Annotated in this window: 20 protein-coding genes; 13 read left to right on the top strand and 7 right to left on the bottom strand. The window is 46.8% G+C overall.

What is annotated here, in order from left to right; translation table 11 throughout:
• Positions 1–4: 4 nt before the first annotated feature.
• Together pdxK and RIN81_RS08755 are read right to left on the bottom strand one after the other, a co-directional pair.
• On the bottom strand, positions 5–802 hold the full coding sequence (gene pdxK, locus RIN81_RS08760; RefSeq protein ID WP_309089347.1) for a pyridoxine/pyridoxal/pyridoxamine kinase: 798 nt from the start codon (positions 800–802) through the stop codon (positions 5–7).
• Positions 803–877: 75 nt separating this feature from the next.
• Positions 878–1,249, bottom strand: coding sequence for a YflT domain-containing protein (locus tag RIN81_RS08755; protein ID WP_309089345.1), 372 nt, complete (start codon positions 1,247–1,249; stop codon positions 878–880).
• 101 nt (positions 1,250–1,350) lie between these two features.
• Here RIN81_RS08755 and RIN81_RS08750 point away from each other — a divergent pair, with 101 nt between their 5' ends.
• The 4 genes from RIN81_RS08750 (at position 1,351) to RIN81_RS08735 (ending at position 3,041) form a co-directional block, all read left to right on the top strand.
• The gene (locus tag RIN81_RS08750) at positions 1,351–2,034 is read left to right on the top strand and encodes a uracil-DNA glycosylase (protein ID WP_309089343.1); all 684 of its coding nucleotides are present in this window, start codon (positions 1,351–1,353) and stop codon (positions 2,032–2,034) included.
• Positions 2,035–2,175: 141 nt separating this feature from the next.
• Positions 2,176–2,385 carry a uracil-DNA glycosylase gene (locus tag RIN81_RS08745; protein ID WP_251271523.1) on the top strand — a complete coding sequence of 70 codons (210 nt, stop codon included), beginning with the start codon at positions 2,176–2,178 and terminating at the stop codon, positions 2,383–2,385.
• Positions 2,382–2,657, top strand: a complete 276-nt coding sequence (locus RIN81_RS08740; protein ID WP_309089341.1) for a YwdI family protein — start codon at positions 2,382–2,384, stop codon at positions 2,655–2,657. Before RIN81_RS08745 ends, RIN81_RS08740 begins: the two co-directional genes overlap by 4 nt.
• Before the next feature lie 12 nt (positions 2,658–2,669).
• The gene (locus RIN81_RS08735) at positions 2,670–3,041 is read left to right on the top strand and encodes a DUF423 domain-containing protein (RefSeq protein ID WP_309089339.1); all 372 of its coding nucleotides are present in this window, start codon (positions 2,670–2,672) and stop codon (positions 3,039–3,041) included.
• A 211-nt stretch (positions 3,042–3,252) separates the two neighbouring features.
• On the opposite strand, the gene gerQ is transcribed toward RIN81_RS08735, so the two are convergent.
• The 3 genes from gerQ to hemQ all read right to left on the bottom strand — a co-directional run bounded on the left by gerQ (position 3,253) and on the right by hemQ (position 5,033).
• Positions 3,253–3,729: a spore coat protein GerQ gene (gerQ, locus tag RIN81_RS08730; RefSeq protein ID WP_309089337.1), complete on the bottom strand. Its 477-nt coding sequence runs from the start codon at positions 3,727–3,729 to the stop codon at positions 3,253–3,255.
• A gap of 20 nt (positions 3,730–3,749) precedes the next feature.
• Complete coding sequence (locus RIN81_RS08725; protein WP_309089335.1) at positions 3,750–4,124, bottom strand: cell wall hydrolase; 375 nt, start codon at positions 4,122–4,124, stop codon at positions 3,750–3,752.
• Positions 4,125–4,286: 162 nt separating this feature from the next.
• Positions 4,287–5,033, bottom strand: coding sequence for a hydrogen peroxide-dependent heme synthase (gene hemQ / locus RIN81_RS08720; RefSeq protein ID WP_309089333.1), 747 nt, complete (start codon positions 5,031–5,033; stop codon positions 4,287–4,289).
• Positions 5,034–5,144: 111 nt separating this feature from the next.
• On the opposite strand from hemQ, the gene lipL reads away from it, so the two are divergent.
• On the top strand, positions 5,145–5,975 hold the full coding sequence (lipL, locus tag RIN81_RS08715; protein ID WP_309089331.1) for an octanoyl-[GcvH]:protein N-octanoyltransferase: 831 nt from the start codon (positions 5,145–5,147) through the stop codon (positions 5,973–5,975).
• A gap of 2 nt (positions 5,976–5,977) precedes the next feature.
• On the opposite strand, the gene RIN81_RS08710 is transcribed toward lipL, so the two are convergent.
• A complete protein-coding gene (locus tag RIN81_RS08710) occupies positions 5,978–6,529 on the bottom strand; it encodes an RsfA family transcriptional regulator (RefSeq protein WP_309089329.1) in 552 nt (183 codons plus the stop codon).
• Between the two features lie 137 nt (positions 6,530–6,666).
• On the opposite strand from RIN81_RS08710, the gene RIN81_RS08705 reads away from it, so the two are divergent.
• The 4 genes from RIN81_RS08705 (at position 6,667) to RIN81_RS08690 (ending at position 9,520) form a co-directional block, all read left to right on the top strand.
• Positions 6,667–6,891, top strand: coding sequence for a YuzB family protein (locus RIN81_RS08705; protein ID WP_242232723.1), 225 nt, complete (start codon positions 6,667–6,669; stop codon positions 6,889–6,891).
• A gap of 137 nt (positions 6,892–7,028) precedes the next feature.
• The gene (locus RIN81_RS08700) at positions 7,029–8,339 is read left to right on the top strand and encodes an HD domain-containing protein (RefSeq protein ID WP_309089326.1); all 1,311 of its coding nucleotides are present in this window, start codon (positions 7,029–7,031) and stop codon (positions 8,337–8,339) included.
• Between the two features lie 13 nt (positions 8,340–8,352).
• Entirely contained in the window at positions 8,353–8,991 is a 639-nt protein-coding gene (locus RIN81_RS08695) for a site-2 protease family protein (protein ID WP_309089323.1), read from the top strand.
• A gap of 16 nt (positions 8,992–9,007) precedes the next feature.
• Positions 9,008–9,520: a YwhD family protein gene (locus tag RIN81_RS08690; protein WP_309089321.1), complete on the top strand. Its 513-nt coding sequence runs from the start codon at positions 9,008–9,010 to the stop codon at positions 9,518–9,520.
• Between the two features lie 50 nt (positions 9,521–9,570).
• Here RIN81_RS08690 and RIN81_RS08685 read toward each other — a convergent pair whose 3' ends face one another.
• On the bottom strand, positions 9,571–11,493 hold the full coding sequence (locus RIN81_RS08685; protein WP_309089319.1) for a transglycosylase domain-containing protein: 1,923 nt from the start codon (positions 11,491–11,493) through the stop codon (positions 9,571–9,573).
• 276 nt (positions 11,494–11,769) lie between these two features.
• Here RIN81_RS08685 and speE point away from each other — a divergent pair, with 276 nt between their 5' ends.
• The 4 genes from speE (at position 11,770) to argS (ending at position 15,731) form a co-directional block, all read left to right on the top strand.
• On the top strand, positions 11,770–12,597 hold the full coding sequence (speE, locus tag RIN81_RS08680) for a polyamine aminopropyltransferase (RefSeq protein ID WP_251271543.1): 828 nt from the start codon (positions 11,770–11,772) through the stop codon (positions 12,595–12,597).
• Between the two features lies 1 nt (position 12,598).
• Positions 12,599–13,468, top strand: coding sequence for an agmatinase (speB, locus tag RIN81_RS08675; RefSeq protein ID WP_309089317.1), 870 nt, complete (start codon positions 12,599–12,601; stop codon positions 13,466–13,468).
• A 161-nt stretch (positions 13,469–13,629) separates the two neighbouring features.
• Positions 13,630–14,064, top strand: a complete 435-nt coding sequence (locus RIN81_RS08670) for a YwiB family protein (protein WP_309089315.1) — start codon at positions 13,630–13,632, stop codon at positions 14,062–14,064.
• Complete coding sequence (argS, locus tag RIN81_RS08665) at positions 14,061–15,731, top strand: arginine--tRNA ligase (protein ID WP_309089313.1); 1,671 nt, start codon at positions 14,061–14,063, stop codon at positions 15,729–15,731. The genes RIN81_RS08670 and argS overlap by 4 nt, the downstream gene beginning before the upstream one ends.
• The last annotated feature ends 96 nt before the right edge of the window (positions 15,732–15,827 follow it).

Below are 15,827 nucleotides of genomic sequence, written 5' to 3'. Positions count from 1 at the left end.
TATGTTATTTATGGTTGTAAGCACCGTGCATAACAGGACCGACATACTCGTTCAGTTTCCAGCCGTGTTTAATCGCCGCATTTACGAAATCCTTCGCATTATGGACTGCTGTTTTTACGTCCTGTCCGTTTGCCAGGTTGGCCGTAATAGCAGCCGCAAACGTGCAGCCCGCACCATGATTGTATGTGGTGTTATGCTTTTCACCTTCTAGCAGCTCAAATTCACTACCATCGTAGAAAAGGTCAACCGCTTTTTCGCTTTGCAGCTGCTTGCCGCCTTTAACCACTACGTTTTTTGCGCCAAGTGCATGAATTTTTTGAGCTGCTTCTTTCATATCATCGATTGTGCGGATTGGGCCGACACCAGAAAGCTGCCATGCTTCAAATAAGTTTGGTGTGACAACGGTCGCAAGCGGAAGAAGAGAGTCGCGTGTTGCTTCGGCTGCTTCCGGATTTAGTACTTCGTCTTCGCCCTTGCAGACCATAACTGGGTCGATGACGACTTTTTGGATATCGTTCTCTTTAATAGAAGCTGCTGCCGTTTCGATAATTTCAGGCGTAGCAAGCATTCCTGTTTTCAGCGCATCAATGCCAGTGGACATGGCTGTTTTTAACTGAGCCTGTAGCGTGTCGATCGCTAGTGGAAACACACCGTGGTTCCAGCCGTTATCGGGGTCCATTGTGACAATTGTTGTGAGGGCTGTCATGCCATATGTGCCGTGCTCCTGGAAGGTCTTCAAGTCGGCTTGGATGCCAGCGCCGCCGCTTGTATCTGATCCTGCAATGGTTAATGTTTTTTTCATGATGCAATTCCTCCTTTTTAACACTTCTTTTAGTTTAAGAAACAAAAGGGAAATGCACAAGAAAAAACGCCCTTTTTAAAGGACGCTTTGATCGTTGGAATTGGCTGAACTTCGGTCCTCCGGATTTTTATCTGTCGCAACGACGGCAATAAGCCCCCGGTCAAGCTGTTCTTCATAATCGGCTGCTTCGGATTCGCTCATTCCGAGGCTGTGGAGCTTCGAAAGCAGCTCGTCCCCGCGGTTTTTAAATACATTGCCGACTGTGCCGGACAAGCCCTGCTCCTTGAAGCCGACTGTGCCGCTGTTGGTCGCGTCGGTTAACTGTTTAGATTCAGCTTTATCGCGGGCAAACACATAAATCGCTTCTTTGGAAAATCCATCTTGTGAAAAAGCCGTTACGGCACTGGCCGCTTCTGTATGGTTTCGAACGATTTTTGCGGTATACACAGAAAGACCTCCTCGTATTTTCATGTTCGCTTTCTTATACCCGCCCGCTTTATTTTTAAACAGCGACTCATTCCTTTATAATGAAGAAGGAGGTGAGCCGCATGAATAAAAAAATCTTAACAAATGACTGGGCACCGCTGCTTGAAGGTGAATTTGAAAAACCTTATTACCAGGAGCTGCGGTCATTCTTAAAAGAAGAATACAGTACACAGGTGATTCATCCTGATATGGATGATATTTTTAATGCCCTTCATTTTACGCCGTACCAAAATGTAAAGGTCGTCATTCTTGGCCAGGACCCGTATCATGGACCGAACCAGGCGCACGGCTTAAGCTTTTCGGTTCAGCCTGGCATTAAACCGCCGCCATCTTTAAAAAATATGTATAAGGAATTGAAAGAAGATATTGGCTGCGAAGTTCCGAATTATGGATATTTAAAACAATGGGCAGATGAAGGGGTTCTCCTGTTAAACACTGTTTTAACTGTTCGAGAGGGAAAAGCAAATTCTCATCGGAACAAGGGATGGGAAACATTTACGGATCAGGTAATCAGACTTATCAGCGAGCGGGAGAAGCCGGTTGTATTTTTACTTTGGGGAAGACCGGCACAAAGCAAAAAAGCCTTAATCGACATAAACAGGCATGTTATTATTGAATCGCCTCATCCAAGTCCATTATCAGCATCACGCGGATTTTTCGGAAGCCGGCCATTCTCCAAGGCAAATGAAGCGCTCGCTTCTATAGGGGAAAGCCCGATTAATTGGTGCCTCGATTCAAACGTATAAATTGTTCAAAGAACAAAGAAAGCAAAAAAGCAGGCTGTCTGGAAGCGTCTGTTCTTTTATAAGCAAAGCTTTGCACTATGCAGCCCAGCCTTTTTCAGGTTATCTGCTTTAAAAAAACGTGCGTATATTTCCAGCAGCCTGATGTTTCACGTGAAACGGGGAAGGGACGTGTTGAAAGCGGAACCGAATTGTATGAAATGCCGGCATTTTTTTGTCACATGGGATGCGCAGGCTCCTCGTGGCTGCCGGGCATTTGGATTTAAAACAAAGCAGATGCCATCTGTGGTTGTGAAACGGTCATCAGGCCATCCATGTTTTCAATTTTCTCCGAAAGAAGGTGTTAAAAAGTGAATGTATCCCATGAGAAAGTGCTGCAGAAAATGGAGCAGGAAATAGCTGCGGCAAGAAACGCCGGTCCAGGAGAAATGGAACGGCATATTTATGCGATCAAGTCGATGTGCGACTTGCTTATTGGAGCTAGAATGGACATGCCTGCGCCGAAGCAGGCTTCTGTGGCGCCAGCCGTTATGCCGCCAGTCCAGGATCCTGGACAGATTGTTGGCCAGAAAGAGCGGATTGCGACAGAAGACGGTTCAAATGGCGATTCAATTTTTGATTTTTAAAGGAGCAGAATCATGAAATTATTTATTATTTTAGGGGCGATCCATGCCTTTTTAGCGGTTGCGCTTGGCGCCTTTGGCTCTCACGGGCTTGAAGGAAAAGTAGAAGCGAAGTACTTAGACATTTGGAAAACAGCGGTTCAATACCAAATGTTTCATGCGCTCGGTTTAATAATCGTCGGCTTTTTAATGGGGCAGTTTGCGGGCAGCTCTGCACTGAACTGGTCAGGCTGGCTTATGTTTGCAGGAATCATGCTGTTTTCCGGCAGCTTATTTGTGTTAGTTCTTACAGGCATCAGCAAGCTTGGTGCGATTACGCCGATTGGCGGCGTGGCATTTCTTGCTGCCTGGGTAATGCTTATTGTAGCAGCCGTTAAAAATATGTAGGAAAAGAGCGGCCTCCATGCCGCTCTTTTCAAGCTGTCCTCAATCGCCTGCTTTCGGCATCACTTGCCGGCTGTAAATGCTCATGACCTTCACCCAAGAGGTCACTTCGCTTCCGGGCAGGCGGCCCTCCTGGAAGAGCAGACGGTTTCAATCAGCCTGTTTTCTTGCTTTGTCTACATTCTCACAAGAGCGGCCTCCATGCCGCTCTTTTTTAACTAAACGGGTACTCGTAGGCAATTTCTCCATCAAAGACAGCATAATCAAGGTAAAGAAGCGGAATTAAAAAGCGCTGGTTGGTTGAAGGACTGCTTAAAATAAGGTGGTCACGCCCGGCTGCTTCAATACGGCCGCGGAACACTTTAGCATTCCATTCTTTATTGTTTTCAAACGTTGTATACACGGTCACCATTTTGCCGCGGTTTAAACGGAAAATATTTTCAATGTAGGATTCTTCAAATTGCTGCAGGCCGGCTCCTCCGCCAGGCCCACCAGGCCCCATGCCCTGGCCCATACCCGGCCCCATGCCCTGGCCCATACCCGGTCCCATGCCTTGGCCCATACCTTGACCCATGCCCTGGCCCATACCTACTGGAGGCAGTGTCTGCGGCCCGGTTTGGTTCATACTTCCTTGATTCATGCTTCCCTGATTCATCGGTCCCTGGGCTGGTACATGCTGAAATGGATTCATGAAAAAAAACGCCTCCTTATTTAGTAAACAGATGGACAAACAGAACGAAGCGGACTAAAAAAGCAGTGGGATTTATACCGGTCGGTATTCGGCTGGTTAAACCACTGGGCAGGGCATCCGCCGGCTGGCTCAAAAAACCAAAGGGCATTGGAAACCAGATGGCAGCGGCCGCTTCTTAATACTTTTCGTGCCAGGTCGATGTTCTGCTGGCGGGCACCTTGATAAAAATAGCCTTTCTGTGTTGCTTCAAAGCCGCCGGGTGACTGAAAAACTATTTGGCGGATTGTGCGGATATCTTTGAAATCAAGACAGTCAGACCGTGTCCGGTTTACGCCGACATTGCCAAAGCGTGCCAGAAGTTTTACATCCTCTTCCGTATGAGCAACAACAGCCACATCAACACCTCCCGATTTACTTTATGCAAAGCGTATAAAGTCGGTGCTGGGCTTACGCCTGAATCCATAAACTCTAACCATTACGTGCCGTACAATAAAAGGGGAGTGCCGGCAAAAAATGCACATAAAAAAACGATGCCTGAAAGACACCGTCTGAAAAGGTTATTGGATATGCATCATTTGTGTAAACTTTTCGTCTGTCAGCAAATGGCCGACAAAGAAAGAACCGAATTCGCCGTAGCGGGCACTTACTTCATCAAAGCGCATCTCATATATGAGCTTTTTAAACTGAAGTACATCATCCGCATAAAGCGTGACACCCCATTCGTAATCATCAAATCCAACCGAACCGGTAATAATCTGTTTCACAAGGCCGGCATACTGGCGGCCAATCATACCATGGCTGCGCATTAAATTGCCGCGGTCTTTCATTGGCAGCATGTACCAGTTATCTTCGCCCTGGCGGCGTTTATCCATTGGGTAGAAGCATACATACTCTGTTTTAGGAAGCTCCGGATACAAACGAGCGCGAATTTGTGGATTTTGGTACGGATCTTCATCAGAAGACAGGTAGTTGCTTAGTTCGACAACGGATACATAGGAATACGCCGGGATGGTAAATTCGGCAATTTTCAGCTTGTTGAATTCTGTTTCAATTACATTCAGCTCTGCCATTGTCGGGCGCAAAATCATCAGCATAAAATCAGCTTTTTGGCCAATAATGCTGTAGAAGGAGTGGCTGCCAGCTTTCATTTCCTGTGTTTCTTCCAGTTTATATAAGAATTTCCGGAATTCGGCCAGAGCACCTTCTCGTTCACTGCTTGACAGCATTTTCCATGCTGCCCAGTCAACCGAGCGGAAATCGTGCAGGCAATACCAGCCGTCCAGCGTTTTTGCTGCTTCACTCATGTTCTTCATCTCCTATGTAATATAGTCCTACTTACTATATCATAAAAAGCTTGAACGACTCCCGCCAGAAGGCTACAGTAAAAGAAGAACATTTTGTGAAGGAGAATCGTTATGGATCAATCAGAAGCGCTTCTGCGCCGTCCGCTTTGGCGGTTTATCGACCAATCCGCTTACGGGCCAGGATTTAACCCTATTCATTCATTTGCTACTGATGACGCCCTTGCAACAGCGATCGGCGCCGGGCAAAGCCCTGCAACGGCCCGTGCCTGGGTGCATCATGACACCATTGTGCTTGGCATTCAAGATACAAAGCTGCCTTATTTAAAAGAAGGGGTAGAGGTGCTTGAGAACGAGGGCTACCGGGTCATTGTCCGCAATTCAGGCGGGCTTGCGGTGCTTTTGGACGAAGGTGTACTGAACTTATCGCTTTTGGTGCCGGACACGGAAAAAGGCATCGATATTGACCGCGGCTATGAAGCGATGTATACACTCGTTCGCCATATGTTTCCGGAGGCCGATATCGATGCCTATGAAATTGTTGGATCCTACTGTCCAGGAAGCTATGATCTTAGCATTGGCGGCAAGAAATTCGCTGGCATTTCGCAGCGCCGCCTGAAAAAAGGTGTAGCCGTTCAAATCTACTTGTGTGTAAATGGAAGCGGCTCAGAGCGTGCCGCAGCTGTCCGTTCTTTTTACGAAGCAGCCAAGCGGCAGGCTCAGACAAAATGGGTGTACCCGGATATTCAGCCCGAGGTGATGGCTTCACTTGAAGAGCTGATCAGAAAACCACTCACCATCCAAGATGTCATCATACGATTTTTAAAGTCGCTGCAAGAACTTGGCGGTCCGCTTGAAAGCGGCTCTATGACGTCATTTGAAGCAGAGGTCTTTGACGGTTATTTGCAGCGTGTAATCGAACGAAACGACCGGGCCCTTGCTTAATATTACTCTGCCACTTTTTCTAGGTTTCCGTTTTGTTCCATCTTAAAGGTAACCGCAGCGCCTTCTTCATCATCTAATGCGACAAACTTGCGGGCGCGGTTCATGATTTTCATTAGTGTTTCATAGTCTTCCTGCATAATTTCAGATGACTGTTCAATTTTATTCAAGCGGCACTGCAGCTGCTCATTCTCGGCACGCAGCCGCTCGTTTTCTGCTTTAACTGCATCGATAGAATCAAGACTTTGCAAATAGCCGATCACATCAGCCATTGTGATCGCCAGCGAACCTTCTGCCGGCGGTGTATACAGGGTCTTTTTCTCGATGGTACGGCTGCGCTGCTTGCGCTGCTTTTTAGCGAGGCTGAGTGCTTTTTCGTACTGGGTGCGCACAACAGCGTTCCAGCGGAATCCGCAGGCAGCTGACGTGCGGTTTAATAAGTCGCCGACTTCTTCAAATGCGTTTAATTGCGTGCTTCCTTCGCGTACGTGACGAAGAACGGTTTCGGCGAGCAGCAGATCGTTTTCTTCTGACCAGGCATCTTGACGAACTTTCATCTTATCATCTCTCCTTATGAAAATAGTCTCTATGAACAGGATTGCCAGATAGGATTTCTTTTATACGCGGCAAGCTTGCAAACATGCTTTTTTCCATGTAAAATATCGGGATGAATGAACGGAAAGGAAGAGTTAATATGGCGAATGAATTTCGCGTATGCGATGATTGCCAGGCAGTGAATCTGAAAACACTGATTCCGAAGCTCGAAAAATTGGATCCGGATGCATCCATTGATGTAAAATGCCAATCCTATTGCGGCCCTGGCCGAAAAAAAACGTTTGCTTTTGTCAATAATCGTCCAGTTGCGGCATTGACAGAAGATGAATTGATGGAGAAAATACAGAAAAAATTAAAGTCATAATGTGAATCACCTTTTCTTTCGAAAAAAGGTGATTTTTTTCTATGTGCTAGCAGTATATGCATTTGTCAATGCGAATTTTCCCATAATGATTGATTTTTCCGTTATAATGAACAAAAAAGAGACGGGGAGGCGCGCATGTGAGCTACGCGAAGCAGAAGTTGAAAGAAGAGAAAGTATTTAAAGACCCGGTTCACCGCTATGTTCATGTGCGGGATGTAGTAATTTGGGATTTGATCGGCACGAAAGAGTTTCAGCGGCTGCGCCGAATTCGCCAGCTCGGTACGACGTACTTTACTTTTCATGGGGCGGAGCACAGCCGGTTTAATCATTCTCTCGGTGTCTATGAAATTGTCCGCCGGATCGTTGATGACATTTTTCGGGGCAGATCAGAATGGAACCCGGAAGAACGACTGGTCAGCCTTTGCGCAGCACTGCTGCATGATGTCGGGCACGGGCCTTTTTCTCATTCATTTGAAAAAGTGTTTGGCCTCGATCACGAAGAATATACAAAAAAGATTGTGCTCGGTGACACGGATATTAACCGGGTACTGCGGCGGGTGAGCGACGATTTCCCGGAAAAGGTAGCAGCGGTTATTAACAAAACATATCCGAATAAGCTGGTAGTCAGCTTGATTTCAAGCCAGATTGACGCAGACCGTATGGATTATCTGCAGCGTGACGCCTATTACACGGGTGTAAGCTACGGACATTTTGATATGGAGCGCATTCTGCGGGTGATTCGTCCGCGCGAAGAGCAGGCTGTGTTTAAATTAAGCGGCATGCATGCGGTAGAGGATTATATTATGAGCCGCTATCAAATGTACTGGCAGATTTACTTCCATCCTGTTACGCGCAGTGCCGAAGTGCTGCTTTCTAAAACCCTGCAGCGGGCAAAGCAGCTGTATAAACAGGGATATTCGTTCCGGCAGAAGCCGGTTCACTTTATTTCCCTGTTTGACGGGGAATGCTCGCTTGAAGAATATGTGAATTTGGATGAGTCCGTCATTATGTTTTATTTTCACGTCTGGCAGGATGAAGATGATGCCACTTTGCAGGATTTATGCAGCCGGTTTATGAACCGGAATTTATTTAAATACGTAGAATTTGACCCGGAAGCCGAGCAGGAAAAATATGCGGAGCTGGAAGAGCTGTTCCGAAAAGCAGGCATCGATCCGGAATATTACCTCGTTCATGACTCCTCCTCCGACCTGCCGTATGACTTTTACCGGCCGGGCATTGAAACGGAACGGCAGCCGATTTATCTATTGATGAAAGACGGGGAAACGCTGCAGGAATTATCCGGGCGCTCTGATATCGTCGAAGCGATCTCCGGCAAGCGGCGCACGGATCACAAGCTTTATTTCCCGATTGATCTGCTCCGGGATGAATCTTCAAACCGAACAGCTAAACGGAAGATCAAAAGTATATTAGAACTATATCGAAAGTAAAGGAGACAACGGATTGGAACAATTTTTGGCATTTGAATTGGAACAGCTGCCGTTTGTGATCGTCTCGCTGCTGGTGGCTTTTACGGTGCATGAATTTGCTCATGCGTATACAGCGTACAAATTTGGGGATGATACGGCCAAAAATCAAGGGCGCCTTACGTTGAACCCGGTGCATCATTTGGACCCGATCGGCACTATTTTTATCCTTATTGCCGGGTTTGGCTGGGCGCGGCCGGTGCCGGTAAACCGCCGCCATTTTAAAAACCCGAAGCTGGCCGGCGTGCTTGTATCGCTTGCCGGACCGCTCAGCAATTTTTTAATTGCGTTTATTGCCATGGGCATTCTATACGGGGTCGGGGCAAACGCGAATGATTTTGTTTTTCAGCTGTTATATATGATGGTGTATTTGAATGTGCTTCTGTTTGTGTTTAACCTGCTTCCGTTCCCGCCGCTGGATGGCTACCGGATTTTAGAAGATTTGGCTCCGGCCAATCTGCGGGTTAAAATGACACAGTATGAACAATATGGTGTACTGCTGTTTTTAATTTTAGTCATTACACCGCTGGGAGATTATACGGTAAGTCCATTTTTAAGTCAGCTGACTTCAGCTGTTTTAGCAGGCTTTAATGCTATTTTTAGCGTATTCTTGTAAGGAGGGCTAATAAACAATGGAACAAAAAAAGAAAGTCGGCTTTAATATCATTAAAAATGATCCGACCGACGGGCATAAAGGATTTGGAAAAGGTGCACTCAGCTTAGAGGAGGTTTCACCGGTCATTATTGACGTAGAAGAAGGGTCGGCTCATATTGATATCGGTGCGATGCATGCCCGAAGTGCTGTGGAAAAAGGCATTAAATTTTTAAAAACAAAAGAAGAAGTGCCGGATGCCAAACCCTATTGGCTCGTTTGGGTAACCGTGGACCGAAAAGAAGAAGGGCCTTATTATGCAGGAGTAACCGCATGTGAAATGACAGTTAATCGCGATATCCGGCGCGGGTACAAGTCGCTTCCGGAGCATGTTAACCGGATGGACAAATCGCTCAAGCGCCATATTATTGTAGATGTAATGGATGATCGTTCTAAAACCATACTGCGCGATTTCCTCATCAATCATAATGAGCAAATGTGGCATCTTTCTTCGGATGAGCTGAAAAACGGTTTAACCGTGTCAGAAGCTTAAACAGCCTATACGAAACGCAGAAAAACCCGGGAAAATTCCCGGGTTTTTTATTATCGGAACCATTCAGGCAGCTCGGGATACAGCATATCTTCTGTATGCTCCTCATCCTTCGGGCATTTCGTCTCCGGCTCGGTGCCAGGTTCAAACAAAAGCTTGTGCCCTCCGCTGCAGGCTGTGCCCGTTTTAATATCTACTTCAACTTCAACCAGCTCGCGCGGCCAGGTAAATTCCTTTGGATTCTGTCCTTTATGAGCTTCTTCCATAAACTTTGCCCAGATCACTTTTGCCCGTGACCGGTCTTCGGTTTTCGTGATTTCCGCTCCATTGTCATAGCCGGTCCACACGACGGATACAAGTGAAGGCGTAAAGCCTGCCATCCAGTAATCGTAAGGAGTGGACCCGGATTTGCCGGCGTAAGGCCGTGTCAGAGAAGAAGCAATCACCGTTCCCGTTGGTGAGGCATAATCACTCATCGTTTTATCGAACATCCCCGTCATCAGCCGTGTCAGTACGGCCATTTTGTTTTTATCAAGCCGCTGCTCCTGCTGCTTGTCATACCGGTAAAGCACTTCTCCGTCCATACTTTCCACTTTTGTAATAAAGACAGGCTTCGCAAATGTGCCTCCCGATGCAATGGTTGCGTAGGCATTCGCTGTTTCAAGGACGGTCATCCCAGAGGTACCGAGTGCAAGAGAGGGAACGGCTTGAAGCTTGGAGGTAACCCCAAACTCTTCCATCGTCTGTACGAGTGTTTCCGGTTCGAGCAGCATATTGGTTTTGACCGCATAAATATTGTCGGAGACGGCGAGTGCTTCAGCCATTGTCACAGCACGCTCTGCATACTGGCTGTTGAAATTTTTTGGTGAATAATTTCCTTCAAACGTCGTTGGCTCACTTTTTCTCTTTGTAAGAGGGGTCATCCCGTGCCCAAGCGCTTCATAATACAAAAAAGGCTTTATTAAGGATCCTGGCTGCCTGAACGCCTGCACAGCCCGGTTAAAAGGACTTTCCCGATAGTTGCGCCCGCCGGACAGGGCGGTTACATAATGGGTGTCCGGATCAATGGAAACAAGGGCGGATTGAATGGAAGCGCCGCTCGCAATGCCGTCTGCCATCGCTTGATCGGCTGCTTTTTGATGCCGTGGCTGAAGGGTTGTATACACTTTCAAGCCGCTTTGCTCCCGAAAGCCAAGTGACTCAAGCTCACCCCGTACGGCATCTATAAAGTAAGGCGCACTGTTTTCGTCATCGGCAAAAGCGCCGGTGATCCGCGGGGCGTCCGCTACTGCTTTTTCATATTCATGTTTAGACAAATGCATTTCGGATAAAATAAGCCGGCGGCGCTGCTCAGATTTTTCTCGTGAGACGAGTGGAGAATAAAACGAAGGCCCCTTTGGAATACCGGCTAGAAGCGCTGCCTCGGAAACACTCAGGGCAGCGGCCGGCTTGCCGTAATAAAATTGGGAGGCCGCTTCTATTCCGTAAGCGCCATGGCCAAAATATACGGTATTCAAGTACCCTTCTAAAATCTCATCTTTTGAGTAAAACGCTTCAAGACGAAGCGCCTGCCAGGCTTCTTTTGCTTTACGTGTCCACGTTTTATCGTGGGTTAAAAAAATATTGCGCGCATACTGCTGCGTGATTGTACTTGCCCCCTGGACTTTTGCTCCTGCTTTTATATCAGCCAGAGCGGCACCGGCAATGCGCTTTGGGTCCAGGCCAAAGTGATTGTAAAATTGCTTGTCTTCAATGGAGATCACCGCATCAATCACATAAGGGGAGATGTCTTCGAGCTTTACCCAGTACCGCTTTTCTCCTCCATGTGCTTCAGCGGCTTTTGTTCCGTCCGCCGCATAAAAAAGGGTCGAACGCGGCACTGTTATATCTGGGGGACCGGCCGCATACAACGCGTAAAAAAAGACAATAACGGCCCCGATGATTGAAACGAGTATCGCCATGAGCCACTTTTTCATGCTGCATCACCTCATTTTTCTTTAGATGAAAAAGCTCTATTTTAAATTTTGTCCAGTTCCAGGTATCTTGCTTGTTTATTAGTATGAAAAAAATGGCGAATTTTTAAACGTCTTCATATAAATTCACTATGCTTTTTCGTCAAATTGTTCTATACTTTTTTCTTGAGGCCTGCGGGACACAGGTCATAAAGGCGTCCTAGCAGGATGCTATGGGTTTAGCCTTTGTTCTCCAAGAGAATAAAGTAATATCCTTATCATTAAGAAGGAGGCAATATCATGAGTGAACTATGGTATACCGAAAAGCAGACAGGCAGCTACGGCATCACGATGAAAGTGAAACGTACTTTGCATACAGAACAAACGGATTTTCAATATTTAGAAATGGTGGAAACAGAAGAGTGGGGCAACATGCTGTTTTTGGACGGCATGGTTATGACAAGCCAGCGTGATGAGTTTGTTTATCACGAAATGGTGGCACACGTACCATTATTTACGCATCCAAACCCGAAAAATGTATTGGTTGTTGGAGGCGGCGACGGCGGTGTAATCCGTGAAGTGCTTAAGCACCCATCTGTTGAAAAAGCAACGCTTGCTGAAATCGACGGCAAAGTCATCGAGTATTCGAAGGTATATCTGCCTGACATCGCAGGCGACCTGGATGATCCGCGCGTTGAAGTAAAAGTAGGCGACGGCTTTATGCATATCGCAGAGTCTGAAAATGAGTATGACGTCATTATGGTCGATTCAACAGAACCAGTCGGCCCGGCTGTTAACTTGTTTACAAAAGGCTTTTATGCCGGCATTTCTAAAGCATTGAAAGAAGACGGTATTTTTGTGGCGCAGTGTGACAATCCTTGGTTTAAAGCAGAGCTTATCCGTCAGGTGCAGGCAGATGTAAAAGAAATTTTCCCAATTACACGTCTGTACACAGCCAATATCCCAACATATCCGAGCGGCCTTTGGTGCTTTACAATTGGTTCGAAAAAACATGATCCGCTTCAAGTGGAAGAGGGCCGTTTCCACGATATCGAAACAAAATACTATACGAAAGAGCTGCACAAAGCGGCATTTGCACTGCCAAAATTCGTGCAGGATTTAACATAAGATGAGATTTGACGAAGCCTATTCAGGAAATGTATTTATTGGGACGCAAACATCATTTGAAGACAGTGATGTCGTGCTGTATGGCATGCCGATGGACTGGACGGTAAGCTACCGTCCAGGTTCGCGCTTCGGCCCGGCCCGCATTCGCGAAGTATCGATCGGGCTTGAAGAATACAGCGCCTATTTAGATCGTGAGCTGCACGAAGTCGCATATTTTGATGCAGGGGACATTCCATTGCCATTTGGCAACGCACAAAGAAGCCTTGACATCATTGAAGAATATATTGATGGACTGCTTGAAGCCGGCAAAAAGCCGCTTGGTATGGGCGGCGAGCATTTGGTATCATGGCCGGTTATGAAAGCAGCGGCGAAAAAGTATAAAGATTTGGCGATCATTCATTTTGACGCGCATACCGATCTGCGAGAGGAGTACGAAGGTGAGCCTTTGTCACACTCTACGCCAATTCGCAAAATTGCCGAGCATATCGGCCCTAAAAATGTATACTCATTTGGTATTCGTTCCGGTATGAAGGAAGAATTCCAGTGGGCAAAAGAAAACGGTATGCACATTTCTAAATTTGAAGTGCTGGAGCCGCTGAAAGAAATTCTGCCGACGCTTGCGGGGCGCCCAGTTTATGTAACGATTGACATCGACGTACTTGATCCGGCTCATGCACCAGGCACAGGAACTGTAGACGCTGGCGGTATTACATCGAAAGAGCTTTTAGCATCCATTCATGCCATTTCCGGCTCAGATGTAAATGTCATCGGTGCGGACCTTGTTGAGGTAGCGCCGATCTACGATAACTCTGAACAAACAGCGAATACAGCATCGAAGCTGATTCGGGAAATGCTGCTCGGTTTCTTCTAAACGTGTGTCCGGCTTCTTGCCGGACACTTTTTTGTTTGTGGTAAGGCGGCTTGTTTACGACGTGTGGCAGATACGGTGAATGGGCTGCCAAAAACAGACGTTTAGCCAGCACGCTTTCTGTGTTAAAATAAACACACATTACAACAAGGAAGTGATTCGGCGTGGCAGATGAGCAGATGCCCGTGAAAATCCGGGTGAAGACGGATGTAGCGCACGAAGGGGAAAAGGAAACATTTGAGCTGTCGCTGTTTGGCCGGCTCTTTAAAAAAGATGGGTCCACATTTTTAAAATATGATGAAGTGCAGGATGAGGGGGTCGTGCACACCATCGTAAAGCTCGCAGACGCAGGGGCGCTTATTCTACGGAGCGGTGCTTTGAAAATGCGGATGATTTTCGAAGAAGGGCAGCGGCTGAACGGCTCATATGAAAGCCAGTTCGGCACGCTTCTTTTGACAACCGAAACCAAAATCTTTTCCCACAACATGAACGATGCGGGCACCGGACAAGCCGAGTTAGTATATAGCCTGCTTATCCAGGGCGATGCAGTCGGCACGTATACGATGAATATCCACTATGAACTGGAGGAACAATTGTGAACATTGCAGAACAAATGCAGGCACAGCTCAAAGAAGAAATTAGACAAGCTGTCCTGAAAGCAGGACTTGCCGCAGAGAGCGAAATTCCTGCTGTCCTACTTGAAACACCAAAAGATAAATCACACGGTGATTATTCAACAAATATGGCGATGCAGCTGGCGCGGATTGCCAAAAAAGCACCACGCCAAATTGCGGAAGCGATTCAGGAAAACATGGACCTGTCAAAGAGTTCCGTTGAAAAAATTGATATCGCCGGACCTGGATTTATTAACTTTTACATGAATAACAGCTACTTGACGGATCTCGTTCCGGCTGTGCTGAAAGCGGGAGACGAATACGGAAGATCCAATGCCGGCAAAGGCGAAAAAATTCAAGTGGAATTTGTTTCTGCTAATCCAACGGGTGATTTGCACCTGGGCCACGCACGCGGCGCTTCCGTTGGTGATTCGCTGTGCAACGTATTGGATGCAGCTGGTTATGACGTCACGCGTGAATATTATATTAACGATGCCGGCAACCAGATCCATAACCTGGCCCTGTCTGTTGAAGCCCGTTACTTCCAGGCGCTTGGTCTTGAAAAAGAAATGCCGGAAGACGGCTACCATGGCAAGGATATTATCAATATCGGGAAAGAGCTGGCGGAAGAATTTGGCGATCAATTTGCCAATATGCCGGAAGATGAACGTTACAAGGCTTTCCGTGCTCACGGTTTAAAGCTGGAGCTGGCGAAGCTTCAAAAAGACTTGGCGGACTTCCGTGTGAAATTTGATGTGTGGTTCTCTGAAACCTCTTTATATGAAAACGGCAAAATTAATGAAGCGCTCAAAGCGCTTGACCAAAATGGCCATACATTCGAAGAAGACGGTGCACTTTGGTTCCGTTCTACAGCATTTGGCGATGATAAAGACCGCGTTCTTCGCAAACAGGACGGTTCATACACATACTTAACGCCGGATATTGCCTACCACCGTGATAAATTTGAGCGTGGATTCGATAAAGTTATCAACATCTGGGGTGCCGACCACCATGGCTACATTCCACGTATGAAAGCAGCCGTTGAAGCACTTGGCATGAAACCGGAACAGCTTGAAGTAGAAGTGATCCAAATGGTGCAGCTGTATAAAGACGGCGAAAAAATGAAAATGAGCAAACGTACAGGCAAAGCTGTTACGATGCGTGAGCTTGTAGAAGAAGTCGGCCTGGATGCTGTCCGTTACTTCTTTGCAATGCGCAGCGGCGATACACATATGGACTTTGACCTTGATCTTGCGGTATCACAGTCTAATGAAAACCCGGTTTATTACTCACAGTATGCATACACGCGTATTTCCAGCATTCTGCGCCAGGCAGCTGAACAAGGCTTAACGGCATCGGCAGAAGCAAATGTAGCATTGTTAACGTCTGAAAAAGAAGTAGACCTGCTGAAAAAACTGGGTGACTTCCCGCAGGTAGTCGCCGAAGCGGCAGAAAAACGCATTCCGCACCGCATTACAAACTATGTGCACGATCTTGCGGCAGGCTTCCACAGTTTCTACGGAGCACATAAAGTGGTAGACAAGGAAAACGAAGAAGCGTCTAAAGCACGCCTTGCTCTTGTGCAGGCTGTACAAATTACATTGAAAAATGCATTGAAACTGATCGGTGTATCAGCACCGGAAAAGATGTAATAAATGAAAGAGTCTGTTCTTAAAATAAGAACAGGCTCTTCTTTTTTTATTTATTGACTGAATGTTCATTCATACATTAGGGTAAAGAAAAGGAAT

The sequence above is a fragment of the Domibacillus sp. genome, from assembly GCF_031181085.1.
Taxonomy (GTDB): Bacteria; Bacillota; Bacilli; order Bacillales; family Domibacillaceae; genus Domibacillus.
The sequence above is the reverse complement of the archived record's forward strand: the minus strand, read 5'-3'. Positions and strand labels throughout refer to the sequence as shown.